This is a genomic window from Pseudomonas lundensis (assembly GCF_002269125.1).
GTDB classification, from domain to species: Bacteria; Pseudomonadota; Gammaproteobacteria; order Pseudomonadales; family Pseudomonadaceae; genus Aquipseudomonas; species Aquipseudomonas lundensis_A.
On sequence record NZ_NQKI01000003.1, the window covers coordinates 115,862 to 136,139 of the forward strand.

Sequence of the window (20,278 nt, forward strand, 5' to 3'; positions counted from 1 at the left end):
ACCTTATTGCTCAGGGACTTCGAGGGGCGACTGCTGAGGGATCGCATCTTGCGCCTGACGTGCAGCTTCGATGGCCTGGGCTTCAGCCTTGGCTTTCTCATCAGCCACTTGTTGCAGCTTGGCCAGTTGCTCAGGAGTCAGTTGCTCCAGGCGCAGCACCATCTGTTGCACCAGCTCGCGACGCATTTCAGTGTTGACCATGGCCGCTTCCTGGCCAGAACCGGTGATGTTGCTGCTGTCTTGCAGGTAGACCTTGTGCACTTCGATCTTGTTGTTGAGCAACGGCAAGTTGTGATCGCCACGGATTTCGTAGTTCAGCACTTTGGTCAATTCGTATTCCACCGAGCCACCGTTGCCGGCATAGCTGGCAGCGCGCTGGGTGTCTTGCTCGTTGGTGAGGATCAAGTGGTAAGGCGCAGCGGAGGTGATTTTCACGCCGCTGTTTTCCAGCACTTGTCGCAACTCACGCACGGTATCGCCGTAAGCGTTACGGGCTGTTACGTCGAGTTCGGTAATCGACAGCTGATTGGTGCCGGTGCCACGCAGCTGAAAGCCGCAGGCGCTCAGCAAGACTGCGAGGCCCATCACCAGCAAGTTGCGTTTGATCATGTGTTGCTCCCCTTGAAACCAGATGGGCCGACGGAGCGGCCCGGAAGGTTTTGTTGGGCACCCGCACTCAAGGCGGGCGCCTGTTCCAATTTAGCTGGCGACGATATTAACCAGTTTGCCCGGCACGACGATCACTTTACGGATGGTCAGACCATCGGTGAAACGCAGTACGTTTTCGTTGACGCGGGCAGCCGCTTCAATTTCTTCACGGCTGGCACCGGCAGGCATTTCGATCTGGCCGCGCAGTTTACCGTTAACCTGAATCACCAGTTGCAGCGTGTCCTGTACCAACGCGCTTTCGTCCAGCGTCGGCCAAGGTGCGTCGATGATGGCGCCGATGTGACCCAACTGATTCCACAGCTCATGGCTGATGTGCGGGGTGATCGGAGCCAGTAACAGGGCAACGGTTTCCAGGCCTTCCTGCAACAGGGCGCGGTCTTGCTCGGTAGCTTGCGGGGCTTTTTCCAGGACGTTCATCACGGTCATCACTTGCGCAACGGCGGTGTTGAATTTGTGGTGCTGGCCTACGTCCTGGCTGGCTTGCTTGATGGCCTGGTGAATGGCGCGACGGATGACTTTTTGATCGTCATTGAGCGAGCCGATGTCCAGTGCAGCGGGCAGGCCCTGACTGACGTGAGCTTGCGCCAGACGCCATACACGCTTGAGGAAACGGTGCGAGCCTTCAACGCCGGAGTCCGACCATTCAAGGCTGGCGTCAGGTGGCGACGCGAACATCATAAAGAGGCGGCAGGTATCGGCGCCGTACTGCTCGATCATGTATTGCGGGTCAACACCGTTGTTCTTGGACTTGGCCATTTTTTCAGTGCCGCCAATTTCAACCGGCAGGCCATCGCTGATCAGCTTGGCGCCGATGATTTTGGCCTTGCTGTCACGCTCCAGCTCGACGTCTGCCGGGTTGAACCAGGTCAGGGCGCCGTTGGCTTCGCGACGGTAATACGTTTCTGCAATCACCATGCCTTGGGTCAGCAGGTTCTTGAACGGCTCGTTGGAGCTGACCAGGCCTTCATCGCGCATCAGTTTGTGGAAGAAGCGTGCGTAGAGCAGGTGCAGGATGGCGTGCTCGATACCGCCGATGTATTGGTCGACCGGAAGCCAGTGGTCGGCAGCGGACTTCTCGACCAAACCGCCCTCGTAGTGAGGCGAGGCATAGCGTGCGTAGTACCACGACGACTCGACAAAGGTGTCCATGGTGTCGGTTTCACGCTTGGCCGGCGCGCCGCATTTCGGGCAGCTGCATTCGTAAAATTCCGGCATGCGGGCCAATGGTGAACCGGCGCCATCGGGTACGACGTCTTCAGGCAAGACGACCGGCAATTGGTCTTCCGGCACCGGTACGTCCCCGCAGCTGTCGCAGTGAACGATCGGGATCGGGCAACCCCAATAGCGCTGACGGCTGATGCCCCAGTCGCGCAGGCGGAACTGGGTGCGCGATTGGCCCAGGCCTTTGGCCGTCAGGGCAGCTTCCATGGCCGTGAAGGCTGCGTCGAATTCCAGACCGTCAAACTCGCCGGAATTGATCAGTGGACCGTGTTCGTTGTACGCGTCCTGCCAAGGCGCAGGGGAGGCGTCGCCCGCGCTGGTGCGAACGACCGACTTGATCGGCAGGCCGTATTTGGTGGCGAATTCGAAGTCGCGCTCATCGTGCGCCGGCACAGCCATTACCGCGCCGTCGCCGTAGTGCATCAACACATAGTTGGCGACCCATACCGGAAGTTTCTCGCCGGTCAGCGGGTGTTCAACGAACAGCGAGGTCGGCAGGCCCTTTTTCTCTTGGGTCGCCATGTCGGCTTCTGCCACGCTGCCGCCTTTGCATTCTGCGATAAACGCTTGCAGCTCGGGGTTGGACTGCGCCGCCTGAGTGGCCAGCGGGTGCTCGGCAGCCACGGCCACGTAGGTGGCGCCCATCAGGGTGTCAGGGCGGGTGGTGAAGACCTTGAGTGTGCCTTCTTCGCCGATGGAGTCGACGTCGTAAGGGAACTGGACTTCCATGCCGCGGGATTTGCCGATCCAGTTGCGCTGCATGGTCTTGACCTGTTCAGGCCAGCCCGTCAGCTCGTCGAGGCTTTCAAGCAGCTCATCGGCATATGCCGTGATCTTGAAGTAGTACATCGGGATTTCACGCTTTTCGATCAGCGCACCCGAGCGCCAGCCACGGCCGTCGATCACTTGCTCGTTGGCCAGAACGGTCTGGTCCAGCGGGTCCCAGTTCACGGTGCCGTTTTTACGGTAAATCACGCCTTTTTCGAACAGGCGAGTGAACAGCCATTGTTCCCAGCGGTAGTAATCCGGCTTGCAGGTGGTGATTTCACGCGACCAGTCAACCGCCAGACCCAGGCTGCGCAGCTGGGTCTTCATGTATTCAATGTTTTCGTACGTCCACTTGGCCGGAGCGACGTTGTTCTTCATCGCGGCGTTTTCAGCCGGCATGCCAAAGGCGTCCCACCCCATGGGTTGCAATACGTTCTTGCCGAGCATGCGCTGGTAACGGGAGATCACGTCGCCGATGGTGTAGTTGCGCACGTGCCCCATGTGTAGCTTGCCGCTCGGGTACGGGAACATCGACAGGCAGTAGTAGGTTTCCTTGCCTGGATCTTCGCTGACTTCGAAGGACTTTTGGTTGTCCCAGAATGATTGGGCGGCGGCTTCTATTTCACGGGGCTGATATTGTTCGTGCATGGCTACTTGTACTGATAAAGGGTGGCCTAATCCTCTTCAACATACGGCCGGCTATTGTGTTGCCCGGTCAAGTTGGAGTAGGGGTTACAGGAAGTCCCGTAGCATACATGACCCCACTCTATCGAGGGAAACCCTGATTGCCTCGTCCTTCCGTTGGTCGCTGCACCGCACCGGTTTTGTGCGCGCGACTAAGCTTGCTCTCAGGGGAGATTGATTTCCTTCAATGAGGTGAACGGATGGCAAAAACGCAACGCAAAGCAACAACGTCAAAGGTGTATGAGCGTTTGATTAATCGTTTGGATGTGGCTCTTGATTCAGCGAAAACGGCAGAGCAATTACGTAACGAACACCCTGTCGAAGTGGAATTGCGAGGCTTGAGTCATGCAGAACTGGAGTTGATTAACGCGTATTTAAACCGGAGCGAACGCGAGGTGGATAGACGTTCGCATGGCAGCAGTTTTGTGCAGCAAACCCCAGCGGCAGCCAATGTCATCTGGCTGAAGGATCGGGTCAGGCAAGCCAAGGGCTAGAGCGGCCTTTTATACCGTGAGCCCGTGATACATGTGAGTGGCGTCACCTACGTGTCCAGGGTTGATAAAACAGGCGTTTATGTTCAAGTCACTCACGTGCCTGTTGTTGCATCGGATCAACCCCCTTAGGCTTCGGGCATCTTTGGAGATGCTCGATGCCTATTCGATATTTCGTTAAACAATTGCTTCTGCCGCCCGGCATTCTCTTGGTGATCCTTGTGCTCGCGTGGTGGCTGCGTCGTTCGCGACCGCGATTGGCCGGGGCTTTGTTTGCCGTGGGGATCGGTGGCTTCTGGTTGATGAGCCTGCCCGTGGTGGTGCAATGGAGCGCCCGCGCACTGGAGCGTGAGCCGGCACTGGCGCAAAGCGAGTGGTCGTCCTTGGCCACGCGTGCCGATGCCATTGTCGTACTGGGTTCCGGTCGAGAGCGGGGTGACCCCGCTTGGGGCAGCGATCAACCAACGGGCACAGGGCTTGAGCGTCAGCGCTATGCGGCCCGACTGGCCAAGGCTTCCGGGTTGCCGCTCTTGACCACTGGCGGCCTGCATTACGGGACGCCGCCGAGTGAAGCGCAGTTAATGGCTGACTCCCTGCGCGATGATTTCGGCGTGGACGTACGCTGGAAAGAAGAACGCAGCCGCACGACGTGGGAAAACGCACAAATGACTGCCGATCTCTTGCTGCCTCAGGGCATCAAGCGCGTGGTTGTGGTCACACAAGCGTGGCACATGCCGCGTTCGGTCTGGAGTTTCGAAAAGGCCGGGTTTGAAGTCGTGCCCGCGCCGGTAGGCTTTTTAGGTCGTGACAACGCACGGCCTTTGGGCGGCTGGATGCCAGAATTCAAATCGATCTGGCAGTCCGGGCAATTGCTCAACGAAGCAGTAGGCCAAGTGGCTTACCCATTGTTTTATCGTTGATGGCCAGTGACGGATGACAGGCGACTACAGGGGGCAGTGCCTGCAGTCGCTGACGGGCGGGTCAGGCGTGCGCGTCACACCGTCTTGGCAATCCGGCTGGTAATCAGGGCCCAGCCGATCAACACCCCGCACAGGATGATCAGCGGCCATGAACGCCATTGCAGGTACGGCGTGAGGTTGTGCATCGGTACGACTTCGCCGTACAGGATCCCCTGTTCGAACTGTGGAATTTGCGCCGTGATTTGCCCATAAGGGTTAATCAGCGCGGTGACGCCGTTGTTAGTTGCCCGGATCATCCAGCGGCCGGCTTCGAGGGCGCGCATCTGTGCCATCTGCAAATGTTGCAGCGGACCAATCGAGGTGCCGAACCAGGTGTCGTTGCTGATGGTCAGCAGCACATCGCTCTTGGCCGCCAAACGGGCGGCGAACTCCGGGTACACCACTTCGTAGCAAATAAACGGTGCGATCTGATAGCCCTTGGCCTGCAGCAACGTCTGGTCCGCAGGCCCGCGAGCGAAATCGGACATCGGCAGGTCGAAGAAAGCGATCAGCCCGCGCAACACATCCTGCAACGGCACGTATTCGCCAAACGGCACCAGTTTTTGTTTCAGGTACGTGCCATCCGCTTCGCCCACGGCTGTGATGCCGTTGAAGAAGCGCGGTTCATGGCGTACTTCCTGACGGATCGGCACGCCGGTTATCAGCGCTGAGTGGCGGTCGGCAGCAAAGCGGCCCATCATCGACAGGTAGCCTTCGGCGTTTTCCTTGAGCACCGGAATCGCGGTTTCAGGCCAGACGATCAGATCGACCCGTTTGGAGTTGAACGTCATGTCGCGGTACAGGGCCAGTTGTGCATTCAACTGCGCCGGGTCCCATTTCATGCTTTGTTCGATATTGCCCTGAATCGCCGCCACGCTCAGCGGATCGCCCGAAGGGCTGGTCCATGCATGGTGCTTGAGGGCCATGCCGATGCACCACGGGCCGACCAGCAGCACGGTACCCGCCGCGATGAAAGCTTTGCGTTTAGCCTGAATCAGGCGTGGCAGGTTGCACAGCAAAGCGGCGGTGAGCGCCAGCGTAAAGGAAATCAGCCACATGCCGCCCAGCGGCGCAAGCCCGGCCAAGGGGCCATCGAGCTGGCTGTAACCGGAGTAAAGCCAGGGGAAACCCGTCAGGAACCAGCCGCGGAAGGCTTCTTGCATTACCCACAGTGCGGCGAAGGCCAGTGCGTCAGCCAGCGGCGCTTCGTTGCGGCGAATCCAGCGTGCCCATAACCATGCGGGTAAAGCGAAGAACCAGGCAATGGCGGCTGTGAATGCCAGCATCAGCAGGCCCGCCAGCATTACCGACGCGCCGCCAAAGTTGTGAATGCTGTAGTAGATCCAGCTGGTGCCCGCGCCAAACAGCCCGAAGCCAAAGCACCAGCCTCGGCCTAGCGCATGGCGAGGCGACAGGTCACGCAGGCCGAGGTAGAACAGGGCCAGGGCGACCAGTGCCAGCGGCCAGATGTCATAGGGTGCCAACGCCAGGGTGGTCAGTGCGCCGGCTACCACAGCCAGCAAGTTACCGGGCCAGCCGGGGGAGGTTATCCAGCGCATTTCAATCCTTGGTATTGGAGGTTTAGCGGGCGATAGGCGTCAGGCGAATCAAGTGAATACGGCGGCTGTCAGCATTGAGGATGCGGAAGCGGTATGGGCCGATTTCAGTGGTTTCGTTACGTTTTGGCAAGTGCCCGAACGCACTCATGACCAGACCGCCAACGGTGTCGAACTCGTCGTTGGAGAAGTCGCTGTCGAAAAACGCGTTGAAGTTTTCGATAGGGGTCAGGGCCTTGATCAAGAAATCACCGCTTGGCAGCGGCTTGATGTAGCTGTCTTCTTCGACATCGTGCTCGTCTTCGATGTCGCCGACGATCTGTTCCAGAACGTCTTCAATCGTTACCAGGCCGGCCACGCCGCCGTACTCGTCAATGACGATGGCCATGTGGTTATGGTTGGCTCGAAACTCACGTAACAACACGTTAAGGCGCTTGGACTCGGGAACAAACGTCGCCGGACGCAGCAAATCCTTGATGTTGTACTTGTCGCCGTTCTCTTGAAGGATCAGCGGCAGCAGGTCTTTGGCCAGCAACACGCCGAGCACGTCGTCGTGGCTTTCGCCGATCACCGGATAGCGCGAGTGCGCAGCGTCGATGATCGCCGGGAGAAATTCGCGGGGTGTCTGAGTCGCCTTGATGCTGATCATCTGCGAGCGCGGCACCATGATGTCCCGTACTTGCAGGTCAGCCACTTGAATGGCGCCTTCGACGATGGCCAGCGCTTCGCTGTCCAGCAGTTTGTTCTGATGTGCTTCGCGCAGCAGCTCAAGCAGCTCCTGACGGTTTTTCGGCTCATGGGCAAAGGCCTGGGTCAGCTTACCCAACCACGACTTTTGCCCGTTGCTCGATCGGTCTTCGCTCATAGCGATTTACTCGTATCCCTTGGTAGTTTCAGTGGTGTTAATCAGTTTTCGTCGTCTGCATACGGGTCAGGATGACCCAGTTCTGCTAGCAACGTTCGTTCCAGTGCTTCCATTTCTTCTGCTTCGTCATCGTCTATATGGTCGTAACCCAGAAGATGCAAGCAGCCATGAATCACTAGATGGGCCCAATGGGCCTCAAGTTCCTTACCTTGTTCAGCGGCTTCGCGCTCAACCACGGCGACACAGATCACCAGGTCGCCAAGTAGCGGGATATCGAGGAGTTCGTCGGGCACATCGGCCGGAAAAGACAGCACATTGGTGGCGTAGTTTTTACCGCGCCATGTGTTGTTCAGTTCACGGGCTTCCTCTTCGTCCACCAGACGGAGGGTCATTTCCGAGTCGGCGGTGCGTTGGCGCAAGGCCAGTTCGCACCACTGGCGGAACTGGGCTTTGTCCGGCGTGCAAGCCTCGGTCGCCCTTTGCAGGTCAAGCTCAAGCATCGTGGCGGTAATCCTTGGCGGCTGGCAGAGCGGCCAGTTTGTCGGCAGCTTCCTGCTCGTAGCGGCCATAAGCCTCCACGATGCGTTGCACAAGCGGATGGCGCACGACGTCTTTGGACTGGAAATGCGTAAAGCTGATGCCCGGTACGTCCTTGAGCACTTCAATGACATGGTTGAGCCCGGATTTGGTGCCTTTAGGCAGGTCGATCTGGGTGATGTCACCGGTGATCACGGCGGTGGAGCCAAAGCCGATACGGGTCAGGAACATCTTCATTTGCTCGACAGTGGTGTTCTGGCTCTCGTCGAGGATGATGAAGCTGTTGTTCAGCGTACGGCCGCGCATGTAAGCCAGCGGCGCGACTTCAATGATCTGGCGCTCGATAAGCTTGGCGACGTATTCAAAGCCGAGCATCTCGTACAGGGCGTCATATAAAGGGCGCAGGTACGGGTCGATTTTTTGCGACAGGTCGCCAGGCAGGAACCCGAGCTTTTCACCCGCTTCGACAGCCGGGCGGACCAGCAAAATGCGCCGGATTTGCTCGCGCTCAAGGGCGTCCACAGCACAGGCCACGGCCAGGTAGGTTTTACCTGTGCCAGCCGGCCCGATACCGAAGTTGATGTCATTGCCCAGAATTTCTTTGACGTAGCGCTGCTGATTGATCCCGCGAGGACGAATCATGCCCTTTTTGGTGCGCAGCGAAACGCTGGGATCGGCCACGGGATTGCTGGCCAGGTCTTCGACGGCAGATTCTTGCAGGAACAGATGCACCATGTCCGGCGAAAGCTCGGTCGCTTTGGTTTCGCGGTAAAGACGGCGCAGCAGGTGTTCTGCCGAAGAGGTGATTTTGGGGTCGCCGATCAATTCGAATTGATTGCCGCGGTTGCGGATTTCGATGGCCAGACGCTGTTCGATCAAACGTAAATGCTCGTCGAAAAGCCCGCACAGATTGGCGAAGCGGCGAGCCTCAAAAGGCTCGAGGAGAAAACGATGTGGTTCGATGGGTGCGTTCAAAGTCGTTTTTAGCCGCCCTGAGGCAATTGAGATGGTTTGAAGGATAACGCTAGCAGGTCATGGACGAAAGGGCTTACTGATACCACGTAAAATCTGTAGTCGCTGACGCCCGCTGTGAGTGCGCGCAAGGCGTAAGCACACCTTTAGCATCGAAGGCCGTGAGGATCTTGGGTCAGCGACTACAAATAGGTTCAGTTCAGCAGCGAGCCCCGCAGCGAGTGGGGTTGAGCGGCATCGATATGCACATCGGCAAACTGGCCAATCAACTGCGGGTTATCGCAGCGGAAGTTAACGATGCGGTTGTTCTCGGTGCGCCCTTGCAGTTCGCCGGGGTCTTTTTTCGAGTAATCCGTCACCAGAATCCGCTGGACGGAGCCCACCATTTGTCGGCTGATCTCGAAGCCTTGCTGGTTGAGGCGATGTTGCAAAGCATTCAGACGCTCCTTCTTGCGCTCTTCTGGCGTCTCGTCAGCCAAATCGGCGGCCGGGGTGCCCGGGCGCTGGCTGTAAACGAAGGAGTAGGAGAAGTCGAAGCCGACGTCTTCAATGAGCTTCATAGTTTGCTCGAAGTCTTTTTCTGTTTCGCCCGGGAAGCCGACAATAAAGTCCGAACTGATGCAGATGCCCGGCACGGCTGCCCGCAACTTGCGCAGCTTGGACTTGTATTCCAGTGCGGTGTGGTTGCGCTTCATTGCCGACAGAATGCGGTCCGAGCCCGATTGCACCGGCAAATGCAGGTGCTTGACCAGTTCCGGGACTTCAGCGTGAGCCTGGATCAGGCTGTCGGAGAACTCCAGCGGGTGTGAGGTGGTGTAGCGAATACGCTCGATGCCGTCGACGGCAGCCACCACGCGGATCAGCTCAGCCAGGTCGGCCAGACGACCGTCTTCGGTCAGGCCGCGATAGCCGTTCACGTTTTGTCCGAGCAGCGTCACTTCACGGACGCCGTTTTCGGCCAGGTGGATCACTTCTGCCAGTACATCGTCGAATGGTCGGCTGACCTCTTCACCGCGGGTGTAAGGCACCACGCAGAACGTGCAGTACTTGCTGCAGCCTTCCATGACCGAGACATAGGCGCTTGGGCCATCGATGCGCGGTTCCGGCAAATGGTCGAATTTTTCGATTTCGGGGAATGAAACGTCGACTTGCGGCAGCTTGGTGATGCGCGCCGCATCAATCATTTCAGGCAGGCGGTGCAGGGTCTGCGGACCGAACACCACGTCCACGTATGGGGCGCGGTCTCGGATCGCCGCGCCTTCCTGGCTCGCCACGCAGCCGCCGACGGCAATCACCATTTCCGGATTGGCCAGTTTCAGCTCGCGCCAGCGGCCCAGTTGCGAATAGACCCGGTCCTGGGCACGTTCGCGGATGGAGCAGGTGTTGAGCAGGATCACATCAGCGTCTTCGGCGCGCGCCGTGACTTCCAGGGCCTGATGTTCACCCAGCAGATCGACCATGCGTGAGCTGTCGTACTCATTCATCTGGCAACCGTGGGTTTCGATGTAAAGCTTCTTGGCCATGGGTGTTCATCAAGTGGTTCAAAGAACCGCACATTATAGGGGGCATGGCCGTTGCTTCCTAGCGCTGTGCGTCTGGAGGCTATGCTATAGTTCGCGCCCTCTTTTATACCTTCAGATGTTTACCCGCCCACCATGACCAAACGTGAAGCTCCAATCTACAAGGTGATTTTCCTCAACCAGGGACAGGTGTTCGAGATGTACGCCAAACAGATCTATCAAAGTGATCTGTGGGGTTTCCTGGAGGTAGAAGAGTTCGTCTTCGGTGAGCGCACGCAAATGGTCGTCGACCCGAGTGAAGAAAAACTCAAGGCCCAATTCGAAGGCGTGGTGCGCAGCTTTGTGCCGATGCATTCGATCGTGCGCATCGACGAAGTAGAACGCCTGGGCACGCCGAAAATCAGCGAAGCGCGGGGCGTAGGCAATGTGATGCCGTTCCCGTTTCCGATGCCGGAGAAGTAAAGCTTCTGCTGGAATGGCAGCTTCCTACCTCTTGTAAAGCCTGGGCGCTTTCAATGCGTCCAGCGTCGGTGCAATCGAATACGAAAGCAATTTGCAGCGGATCCTGTGTAACGGGTGGATATTAATGTTCGCCGTACAAGGAGCGGCCGGTTGAGTTGTTATATAAGAATATGCCTATTGATATTTAGTACTCGTCCGGCGGGAATATTTATCGCTGTGACGCTGTTTGAGCCTATTCTTCGATTGTCTGTTGCGTGGTGGTTGTTTGGTCTTCGCACTGTCAGTGTTTAGTGTGGTGGCTCTCAGAGTGCTTTCTTAAACGTCAACGCAAAATGATCGCTGCATGGGGTGTCGAAGATGCGCTATGAAGAACACATGCGCCGCGCCTTTTTTTCTCTCACCGTTAGCCGGTTTACACCTTATTGCGGCATTACTTTTTTACTCGCTATGGTTGCCCATAATCAGGAAAGTGATTTGGCATTTGTCGCGTATGTGTTGGCTGTTTACTCAGTCGTGGCGGTAATGATCTCTATGTCCCTGGCAGCAACGGGTAATTTAATTGCCGGGCATGTCGATAGCCCACTCGAAAAAAAGAATCTCTTCCGTGGAGGTTTCAGTGCCTCAATAGTGATGGCCTCCTTGGCGCTCATTATTAGCTGTGCGATTTACAGGCTAGCGGATTATTTGCCTGGTGCTCGCATGGGGGCTGATAAAGTGGCAGCGTTATCCTCTATCTATATAGGGGCCATTCCTCTATTGGTTATAAATACGTTTCTTCATTTTTTTCATGAGGCAAGTGGCGCTGCACGACGGTGTTCGATGATTAAGGCGGGTGTAACAGTTTGCGCGTGCGCGTATTTGTGTGGGGTATTATATGTCGTTAAGGGCGACTCTTTTATCTATTGGGCGATGGGGTATTTTTTGCTGAATGAAACACTATTGCTGATCGCTTTGCTGCGATTGTCGACATGGCGTGAATTTGGTTTCTCACCCCTTTACTGCAAACGCACTATGAGGAATGTCGCGGTGCTGGGTATACCTATAGCACTGGGGATGGCAGGGCAGAAGTTGTATTTTTTCTTATTGAATGAAAGGTTGGCGGGCTTGATGTCAGTGCTGGTGGCTCAGTTGTCGGTTTATATGTCAATGATCGGTTTTATCATGATTCCTGTTATTGCTTACTGTCAGGCACACAGTCTTTATATCAGTCGGTATGCTGAGAAAAGTTCGGGTTCCTATATAAAAGGTCAGCTAGGGTTGATGGTCGTGATGGTGGTAGTGCTTGGCGGGTTGTTGATGGCAGGCGACACGCTTTTCTTTTGGGTGGGAGGGGAGGTGGTGGTATTTGATCGTGAGGCCTTTCTGTCCACCAGTGCCCTTTTTCTTACGGCCTCAGTCCTTTCCCTCAGCACGTCTCATCTGCGCGGGCTATGCGACACCCTGGCGCCTCAACTCATGATGAATGTGGTGATGCTAAGTGTGTTAGTGCCGATCATTTACTTCGTCAATGCGGGCTCTGCGGATATCCATTTCTATCTTCGATTGCAAAGCGCAGGCCTTCTTGCAGGATTCATACTCCTTCAATTACGTATCCGGCAGAAACACCTAAAAATCCTCAAGCCAAACACCGCTTGAACCTCAAGGCAGCGGTGAAAACGGCGAGCGGGCGTCCGTTGATTGCAGTTCCATCAGGTACTTGCGGAAGATCTGTCCCAGCACCTGGGTCGCGGTCTCGAGCTGGTCGCGCGGCATTTGCTCGGCCACCTCGTCGGCGGTGTCCAGCGCATCTTCTGCGCCGTTCACGGCCGCCATTTTCAGCACGATGTACGCCTGAATATTGTTGGCCGGTACGCCTTCACCCTTATAGAACATGGTGCCCAGTTTGAACTGAGCCATGGCGTGGCCTTGCAGCGACGCTTGTTCGAAGTAGCTGAGGGCTTGATTGAGGTCGCGCTTGGGGTTGTTGACGTCGTAGTAGAACTCGCCCAACTCGTATTGGGCTTCTGCATCCCCGTTTTTCGCAGCTTGTACGCACGCGCCAAGCGCCTCTTCCAGATTCTCTGGCTGAGTATTGAGGGTGCAGCGACCCATCGCCGGGATCAACAACGAGTTACCGCCTGCCTGAGCAAGCAACGGCTGTAGGAGCAACAGGCAGCCCATTGCAAGGGCGCGGCCGGTGCGGTTCATGGGAATCGACGTACCTCTGAAAGACGGGCGGGCCCGACCAAGGGATGTATAGGCGCGCATTATGAAATAAGCCGAGGCAACCTTACAAAGTCTTTACTCGTTTTTCTGCTGCGCGAACGTGATATCGGTTGATTTAAGACGATTTTGGACGAGTGGGTTAAAAGATCAGTGCATTACGGACATAAAAAAACGACAAGGGCTACAACCCTTGTCGTTTTTGCGGATCACTTCAGTGCGGCGAATGCGCGTTCTGCGGCGTCCAGGGTCAGCTTCAATTCGGCCTCACCGTGGGCAATCGAGGTGAAGCCCGCTTCAAAGGCACTCGGCGCCAGGTACACGCCGCCTTCGAGCATCAAGTGGAAGAAACGCTTGAACAGGTCGGCGTCGCTGGCCATGACGTCGTCAAAGGTGACGATGTCGTCCGCGCCGCTAAAGTACAGGCCGAACATGCCGCCTGCCTGGGTCGTAACGAATGGAATGCCCGCAGCATCCGCACGTTGTTGCAGGCCATCGAGCAAACGCGTGGTGAAGTCAGTGAGTTCAGCGTGGAAGCCAGGGCGGCTGATCAGGCGTAGCGTGGTCAGGCCGGCGGCCATGGCCAACGGGTTGCCCGACAGGGTGCCAGCTTGATAGACCGGGCCCAGTGGCGCGATGCATTCCATGATTTCGCGCTTGCCGCCGAAGCAGCCCACCGGCATGCCGCCGCCGATGATTTTGCCGAAGGTGCTCAAATCAGGTGTCACGCCGTAGTGCGCCTGGGCGCCGCCGAGTGCGACGCGGAAACCGGTCATCACTTCATCAAAAATCAGCACCACGCCGTGCTTGTCGCACAGGCTACGCAGGCCTTGGAGGAAACCCGGTGCCGGTGGCACGCAGTTCATGTTGCCCGCCACGGGCTCTACGATGATGCAGGCCACGGTGTCACCGACGTCTGTCAGCAGTTTTTCCACGGCGTTGATGTCGTTGAAGGTGGTGGTCAGCGTGTGCTTGGCGAAGTCGGCCGGCACGCCGCCCGAGCTCGGGACGCCTTGCGTCAGCGCGCCTGAGCCGGCCTTCACCAGCAGGCTGTCGGAATGCCCGTGGTAGCAGCCTTCAAACTTGAGGATGTTGTCGCGGCCGGTATAGCCACGCGCCAAACGGATGGCACTCATGGTGGCTTCGGTGCCGGAGCTGACCATGCGCACCATCTCCATCGACGGCACGATGGCGCACACCAGATCCGCCATTTCAGTTTCCATGGCTGTCGGGGCGCCGTACGACAGGCCGTGCTCCAGTTGCGCACGCACGGCGTCCAGAACATCCGGGTGGCTGTGGCCCAGAATCATCGGCCCCCACGAACCCACGTAATCCACGTAGCGTTTGTCGTCTTCGTCCGTTACGTAGGCGCCTTCGGCGTGTTTGAAAAACAGCGGGGTGCCGCCGACGCTCTTGAAGGCCCGTACCGGCGAGTTCACACCGCCGGGAATGTGTTTTTGAGCGTTGGCAAACAGGGTTTCGGAACGAGACATGGTGGGTTCTCTCTGAATCAGGATTCGGTAGTTAACGTGACAACAAATCGTTGAACGCACGGGCGCGGCGGGTAACAGCCTGCGCCGTTTCGGCGCCAAACAGGCCGTGCACCACGGCCAGCAGGTCTGCGCCATGCTCGACCAGTGGCGCAGCGTTCTCGAGGGTAATGCCGCCGATCACGCAAATCGGCAGAGTGAGCTGCGCACGCGCCTTATCGAGAACTTCCAGCGTTGCGGTCGGCGCGCCGGGCTTGGTGCTTGAATTGAAGAAGCGCCCAAACGCGACATAACTCGCGCCTTCTTTGGCGGCCTGTTGAGCCAGTTCGATCTGACTGTGGCAGGTCGAGCCAATGATCGCATTTCGGCCCAGCAAGGCGCGGGCCGGGGTGAGCGGGCCGTCGGTTTGACCGAGGTGCACGCCCACTTCCAGTCGAGCCGCCAGTTCGGCGTCATCGTTGATGATCAGGTGTGCTTTATAGCGTTCGCACAGATTGCGCAACGCCTCTGCTTCGCGCAGGCGGCGGGCGTCATCCGTACTTTTGTCGCGGTATTGAAGCAGGGTCAGGCCGCCATCAAGAGCGGCCTCCACGTAGGCCAGGAATCTGCCTGCAAGCAGTTGGCTGTCAGTGATTGCGTAAAGTCCGCGCAGTTTCATGGAGCGAGCCTCTTGAGTTACGAGCAGAAGTCCAGTGGCAAGCGGCGCGGCACAAATTGCCCCTGACCCAATTGCTCGGCATCACGCAAGGTGCGCCATGTGTAGTTGAGCGCGGTTTCAACCGCGCTGACCAACTGCTCGCCGATGGCCAGACGCCCCGCGAGGGTGCTGGCCAGCGTGCAGCCCGAACCGTGATAACTGCCAGGTAAGCGATAGCAGGTAAACGTATGACGACTGCCGTCGCGGCTGTACAGGCGGTTATGCACTTCGTGTTCATCGCCGTGCCCGCCGGTAATCAGCAGGTGCTTGCAGAACGGCAGGAGTTTTTCTGCGCACTCGTCGGCGCTGCCCTCGGGCAGTTCGGCCAAAATGCGGGCTTCGGGCAAGTTAGGCGTGGCGATCGTGGCCAAGGGCAGCAGGCGTTCGCGCATGGCGAACCCCACTTCGTCCTTGCCCAGACGCCCGCCACCGCCTGCGCGCAGCACCGGGTCGCAGACCATCGGTACCTGCGGATGGGCCTTGAGCAGCTCGACGACGGTGTCGACCATTTCTAAAGAGCCGAGCATGCCGAGCTTGAAAGCGGTCACGTTGGAGTCGCTGAGTACGGCAGCGGCTTGCGCCAGCACCCACTCACGGTCCAGCACGCGGAAATCGCTGACGTTAACGGTGTTCTGCACAGTCAGGGCAGTGACCACCGGAGCGGCGTGACAACCTTGAGCCAGCAGGGCTTCGATATCTGCCTGCAAGCCGGCGCCACCACTGGGGTCATGGCCGGAGAGACAGAGGACAACAGGGCGAGAGCTGTAGATATTCATGGTGCGCGAGCTTACCACCAAACCGTTTTTGCGGGCGGCTCGGGGTGTGGCGATTTTTCTTACATCAGTTTCGGTAAAAACTACCGTATCAGATTGTATTTTTTCATTCGAAAAATCGCTGTGAAGCTTGGTCTAGACGCTCTGCAATGAATGTTTACGTGATGTGTATTTGCCATCAACTGCTGTGCTAGAGTGACCCTCAAACGAATAACAGGTAATGCTGGTTTACGTCGTCTCAAAGGGAAAGGAGGCCCAAAGACGCAATCGGGCAGGCCATTTTGGGGCTGTATGCGCTATTTTTTTATTTTCTTGATGGGCTGGCTGCCAGCGCTGGCCAGCGCGATCACCTTCGACGAAACCACTCAACGCCTGCCCTTGGGCCGTGAGATGCACGTCTATGAAGATGTGGCCGGGCAAGCGACCATCGCTGATATCGTGGCCCATCCTGAGCGTTTGCAACCCCATACAAAAGACACCTTGAACGCGGGCTACTCGCATTCAGTGTTCTGGCTCAAAGTCGATTTCAACTATCAGCCGCACGACCCGCAAGCCAGCACCTCATGGCTGCTGGAGCTGGCTTACCCGCCGCTGGACCACATCGACCTTTACCAACAAAACGCTGCTGGTGCATTCGAACTGACGCACAGCACCGGCGACGCAATGCCGTTTGACAGTCGCCCGGTCAAAGAAAACAACTACCTGTTCGAGCTGAATTTCTCCCCGGGCCAAACCCAGACTGTGTACTTGCGTCTGGCCAGCGAAGGCTCAATCCAGGCCCCGTTGACGCTGTGGTCCGCCAAGGCTTACCTCGAAGACCAGCCCGTGCGCATTTACATCCTTGGCCTGATCTACGGCGTGCTGCTCGGGATGCTGGTGTACAACCTGTTTATCTACATCAGCGTGCGCGACACCAGCTACCTCTATTACATCTTCTACATTGCCTCGTTTGGCCTGTACCAACTGTCGGTCAATGGCGCCGCGGTGCAGTACTTCTGGCCTGACAACCCGTGGTGGGCCAATGCGGCGACCCCGTTTCTGATCGGCTCGGCCGCCTTTTTCGGCTGTCAGTTCGCGCGTACCTTCCTGCACACTGCCAGCCACAGCCGCTGGCTTGACCGGGCGCTGATGCTGTTGATGGGGATTGGTGCGCTGGTCATGGTGCTGGCACTGACCACCAGTTATGCGATCTCGTTGCGGTTGGCCACAGGGCTGGCGCTGGCCTTTATCTTCACCATTTTTGTTGCCGGGATTGTGGCCTGGTGCCGTGGCTTGCGGGTGGCGCGTTATTTCGTCATCGCCTGGACCGCTTTTTTACTGGGTGGGCTGGTCAACACCTTGATGGTGCTGGGCTACCTGCCGAATGTGTTCCTCACCATGTATGCCAGCCAGATCGGCTCGGCGATTGAAGTCGGGCTGCTGTCGCTGGCGCTGGCGGACCGGATCAACGCCATGCGCGATTTGCAGGCACGCACCCTGCAGGAGTCCGGGCAAAAACTGGCTGCGATGAACCAGCAGCTGGAGCGCACCAACCAGCTCAAAGATGAGTTTTTGGCCACTGTGACCCATGAGCTGCGGACGCCCATGAATGGCGTAATTGGCTCACTGGAGTTGATCAAGACGCTGGACATGACGCCTGAACTTGAGCTGTACACCCACACCGCGCAAGGCTCGGCCAAAGGAATGATGGGCATGGTGAATGGCATTCTGACATTGACCGAGCTGCAAGCGGGTCGCCTCAGTGCCTTTACCGAGCGTTTCAGTCTGAGCGAGCTGTTGCAGGGCTTGCACGAACAGTTCAGTCCCAAAGCGCACGTCAAAGGGCTTGCTTTCACCCATGAGGTGGCCCGCCATCTCCCGGATCAGTGGCTGGGCGATGCCGCGAAGATCCGGCAGTGTCTGGAGTGCCTGCTGGATAACGCCATCAAGTTCACCCACAAGGGTGGTGTAGTGCTGCGCGTGACGGGCAAAACCGCCGGGCCGGGGCGCTGGAGTCTGGCATTTACCGTGATCGACAGCGGCATCGGGTTTGTCCACCAGGAAGAAGCCGAGCTGTACCAGCATTTCTTCCAGGTAGATGGCTCCATGACCCGGGAATATGGCGGTTTGGGCATTGGACTGGCGATTTGCCGGCGCTTGGTTGAGCTGCTGGGCGGCCGCCTGACTCACCATTCGCAACCGGGGCAGGGTTCGCAGTTTCAGCTGTCCCTGGAGATGGAGTCGCCGCTGGAAACAGCGCAAGTCGTCCAGATGCCGATGCGTTTACCGGGGCAATATGTCGTCTTGCTGGTGGAGGACAACCACGCCAACTCAGCGGCGTTGCGCGGCATGTTGCTTAAATTGGGTTACCGGGTGTTAACCGCAGAAAGTGGTCAGGTGGCGATCGACACGTTGCGCCGTGAGCGTGTCGATGCGGTATTGCTGGCGTGCCCGTTCAGCCACGTGTCCGGCTCGTCCTTGGGCAGCCAGCTCCTGACACTGGCCGCGTGCGCGCGGTTGCCGGTGCTGGCGCTGTTTGAGTCCGAGGCGGCTGCTCAGCATGCACGGACGCAGGCCGAAGGTATTACCGATTTTCTGATCAAGCCGCTGCGTTTCGAAGACCTGCAACAGGCCCTGGTACAGCGGCTGTTAGCCGGGCATGAGGACAAAAGCGTCGATTTTTAGGCGCTTATGCCCCTTGTGAAGGTGGCGATGCGTGCTTCACTGGCTCCATTGGCATGATTCCCAGGAGCCCGCGCAATGAATCTTCATCAGTACGCCGAAACCCACGAAGTCACCAACCAGCCGCCCTCACTGGACGGCGTTAACCTGTATCGCATCGATCAGCCGCTGCAAGCCTGGGGGCAGCGGTTTGGCGCTGGCTGGGCGCAATCGCGCATCGATGAATACGGCGCCCTGGCCGGTGGCCCGTTGATGACCGCGGGCTTTCTGGCCAACGAAAACAAACCGGTGTTTGTCAGCCATGACCGTTTTGGTCATCGGATCGATCTGGTGGAGTTTCACCCCGCGTATCACGAGCTGATGCGCACCGCGATTGAACATGGCCTGCCGTCGTTGCCCTGGACTGACCCGCGCCCCGGTGCCCACGTAGCCCGGGCGTCCATGACGTACCTGCATACCCAGGCCGAAGCCGGCAGTGGTTGCCCGCTGACCATGACCTTTGCCAGCGTTCCGGCGTTGCGTTTGCAGCCGGATGTGGCGCAGATCTGGCTGCCCAAAGTACTCGCAACCGAATACGACCCGCGCAACATCGACATCAGCCAGAAGGCCGGTGTCACGCTGGGCATGGCCATGACCGAGAAACAGGGTGGCACCGATGTCCGCGCCAATACGACCCGTGCCTTTGCGGTCGGCGCCCCGGGGCCGGGGCAGGCCTATGAGCTACTGGGCCACAAATGGTTTTGTTCGGCGCCTATGTGCGATGGTTTCCTGACGCTGGCGCAAACTGACAAGGGGCTAAGTTGCTTTTTACTGCCGCGCCATCGCCCGGACGGCACCCGCAACGCGTTTTACATCCAGCGCCTGAAAAACAAGCTCGGCAACAGCTCCAATGCGTCCAGCGAGGTTGAGTTTCGCGGGGCGCTGGCCTGGATGCTGGGTGAAGAAGGGCGTGGGGTACCGACCATCATCGAGATGGTCGCCATGACCCGGTTTGATTGCATGGTGGGCTCCAGCGCCTTGATGCGTCAGGCATTGACCCAGGCCAGTCATCATTGTGCGCACCGCAGGGTGGGCGGCCGGGTGCTGGCGGACCAGCCGTTGATGCAAAACGTGCTGGCGGACCTGGCGCTAGAAAGCGAAGCCGCACTGGCCTTGAGTTTGCGCATGGGCCAGGCACTCGATCATCCCGACGACCCGCAGCAGGCGAAGTTCTCGCGTCTGGTGACCGCCGTGGGCAAGTACTGGATCTGCAAACGGGCGCCCGCGATGATCAATGAAGCCGCCGAATGCATGGGGGGCGCGGGGTATGTCGAGGACAGCATTCTGCCGCGTCTGTACCGCGAAGCCCCGGTCAATTCAACGTGGGAGGGCTCGGGTAACGTGCAGTGCCTGGATGTGTTGCGCGCCTTGTCCAAAGAGCCGGGAGTGCTGGATGCGTTGTTCTTGGAACTCGGTGACGGGCATGGCGACCGGCGACTGGCGCAGCACATCGTGCAGCTCAAGACGGCGTTCATGGACACGGGTGACATTCAATACCGGGCGCGGCAACTGACAGAAGACATCGCGTTGGGGCTGCAGGCGAAATTGCTGCTGGAAGCTGGAAACAGCGACGTGAGTGACGCCTTCATTGCCAGCCGCCTGCAAGGCAGCGGCCGAACCTATGGCGCCTTGCCTCGCGGGTTGAATGTCGCGGCCATTGTGGCGCGGTCAACGCCGCACGTGGGTTGATTGTTTGGTCACGGCCTTCGCAA

General features: G+C 58.1%; 17 protein-coding genes. 6 read left to right on the forward strand and 11 right to left on the reverse strand.

Going from position 1 to position 20,278, the window contains the following annotated elements:
• Positions 1 to 3 precede the first annotated feature (3 nt).
• Together lptE and leuS are read right to left on the reverse strand one after the other, a co-directional pair.
• Positions 4 to 609, reverse strand: a complete 606-nt coding sequence (gene lptE, locus CJF39_RS03570; protein ID WP_094992173.1) for an LPS assembly lipoprotein LptE — start codon at positions 607 to 609, stop codon at positions 4 to 6.
• A 90-nt stretch (positions 610 to 699) separates the two neighbouring features.
• On the reverse strand, positions 700 to 3,306 hold the full coding sequence (gene leuS / locus CJF39_RS03575) for a leucine--tRNA ligase (RefSeq protein ID WP_094992174.1): 2,607 nt from the start codon (positions 3,304 to 3,306) through the stop codon (positions 700 to 702).
• A gap of 236 nt (positions 3,307 to 3,542) precedes the next feature.
• On the opposite strand from leuS, the gene CJF39_RS03580 reads away from it, so the two are divergent.
• Both CJF39_RS03580 and CJF39_RS03585 read left to right on the forward strand, forming a co-directional pair.
• On the forward strand, positions 3,543 to 3,836 hold the full coding sequence (locus CJF39_RS03580; protein WP_094992175.1) for a hypothetical protein: 294 nt from the start codon (positions 3,543 to 3,545) through the stop codon (positions 3,834 to 3,836).
• Positions 3,837 to 3,991: 155 nt separating this feature from the next.
• Positions 3,992 to 4,753 (forward strand): YdcF family protein, encoded by a 762-nt coding sequence (locus CJF39_RS03585; protein ID WP_094992176.1) that lies wholly within the window; start codon positions 3,992 to 3,994, stop codon positions 4,751 to 4,753.
• Between the two features lie 74 nt (positions 4,754 to 4,827).
• Here CJF39_RS03585 and lnt read toward each other — a convergent pair whose 3' ends face one another.
• From lnt to miaB, 5 genes are all read right to left on the reverse strand, one after another.
• A complete protein-coding gene (gene lnt / locus CJF39_RS03590; RefSeq protein WP_094992177.1) occupies positions 4,828 to 6,351 on the reverse strand; it encodes an apolipoprotein N-acyltransferase in 1,524 nt (507 codons plus the stop codon).
• A 22-nt stretch (positions 6,352 to 6,373) separates the two neighbouring features.
• Positions 6,374 to 7,213: an HlyC/CorC family transporter gene (locus CJF39_RS03595; RefSeq protein WP_094992178.1), complete on the reverse strand. Its 840-nt coding sequence runs from the start codon at positions 7,211 to 7,213 to the stop codon at positions 6,374 to 6,376.
• Between the two features lie 41 nt (positions 7,214 to 7,254).
• On the reverse strand, positions 7,255 to 7,713 hold the full coding sequence (gene ybeY, locus CJF39_RS03600; protein ID WP_094992179.1) for an rRNA maturation RNase YbeY: 459 nt from the start codon (positions 7,711 to 7,713) through the stop codon (positions 7,255 to 7,257).
• The gene (locus CJF39_RS03605; protein WP_094992180.1) at positions 7,706 to 8,725 is read right to left on the reverse strand and encodes a PhoH family protein; all 1,020 of its coding nucleotides are present in this window, start codon (positions 8,723 to 8,725) and stop codon (positions 7,706 to 7,708) included. The genes ybeY and CJF39_RS03605 overlap by 8 nt, the downstream gene beginning before the upstream one ends.
• A 191-nt stretch (positions 8,726 to 8,916) precedes the next feature.
• Positions 8,917 to 10,245, reverse strand: a complete 1,329-nt coding sequence (gene miaB, locus CJF39_RS03610) for a tRNA (N6-isopentenyl adenosine(37)-C2)-methylthiotransferase MiaB (RefSeq protein WP_094992181.1) — start codon at positions 10,243 to 10,245, stop codon at positions 8,917 to 8,919.
• 132 nt (positions 10,246 to 10,377) lie between these two features.
• Here miaB and CJF39_RS03615 point away from each other — a divergent pair, with 132 nt between their 5' ends.
• On the forward strand, positions 10,378 to 10,704 hold the full coding sequence (locus tag CJF39_RS03615) for a DUF1820 family protein (RefSeq protein ID WP_094992182.1): 327 nt from the start codon (positions 10,378 to 10,380) through the stop codon (positions 10,702 to 10,704).
• 357 nt (positions 10,705 to 11,061) lie between these two features.
• Entirely contained in the window at positions 11,062 to 12,339 is a 1,278-nt protein-coding gene (locus tag CJF39_RS03620) for a hypothetical protein (RefSeq protein ID WP_141232161.1), read from the forward strand.
• A 3-nt stretch (positions 12,340 to 12,342) separates the two neighbouring features.
• Here the strand turns inward: CJF39_RS03620 and CJF39_RS03625 are convergent, their stop codons facing one another.
• The 4 genes from CJF39_RS03625 to CJF39_RS03640 all read right to left on the reverse strand — a co-directional run bounded on the left by CJF39_RS03625 (position 12,343) and on the right by CJF39_RS03640 (position 15,869).
• Positions 12,343 to 12,891 carry a tetratricopeptide repeat protein gene (locus CJF39_RS03625; RefSeq protein ID WP_094992184.1) on the reverse strand — a complete coding sequence of 183 codons (549 nt, stop codon included), beginning with the start codon at positions 12,889 to 12,891 and terminating at the stop codon, positions 12,343 to 12,345.
• 224 nt (positions 12,892 to 13,115) lie between these two features.
• Positions 13,116 to 14,399 carry a glutamate-1-semialdehyde 2,1-aminomutase gene (hemL, locus tag CJF39_RS03630; RefSeq protein ID WP_094992185.1) on the reverse strand — a complete coding sequence of 428 codons (1,284 nt, stop codon included), beginning with the start codon at positions 14,397 to 14,399 and terminating at the stop codon, positions 13,116 to 13,118.
• Between the two features lie 31 nt (positions 14,400 to 14,430).
• Complete coding sequence (gene thiE, locus CJF39_RS03635; RefSeq protein WP_094992186.1) at positions 14,431 to 15,054, reverse strand: thiamine phosphate synthase; 624 nt, start codon at positions 15,052 to 15,054, stop codon at positions 14,431 to 14,433.
• Between the two features lie 17 nt (positions 15,055 to 15,071).
• Positions 15,072 to 15,869, reverse strand: a complete 798-nt coding sequence (locus tag CJF39_RS03640; RefSeq protein ID WP_094992187.1) for a hydroxymethylpyrimidine/phosphomethylpyrimidine kinase — start codon at positions 15,867 to 15,869, stop codon at positions 15,072 to 15,074.
• Positions 15,870 to 16,157: 288 nt separating this feature from the next.
• Here CJF39_RS03640 and CJF39_RS03645 point away from each other — a divergent pair, with 288 nt between their 5' ends.
• Positions 16,158 to 18,530, forward strand: coding sequence for a hybrid sensor histidine kinase/response regulator (locus tag CJF39_RS03645; protein ID WP_094992188.1), 2,373 nt, complete (start codon positions 16,158 to 16,160; stop codon positions 18,528 to 18,530).
• Positions 18,531 to 18,605: 75 nt separating this feature from the next.
• Entirely contained in the window at positions 18,606 to 20,255 is a 1,650-nt protein-coding gene (locus tag CJF39_RS03650) for an acyl-CoA dehydrogenase family protein (RefSeq protein ID WP_094992189.1), read from the forward strand.
• The last annotated feature ends 23 nt before the right edge of the window (positions 20,256 to 20,278 follow it).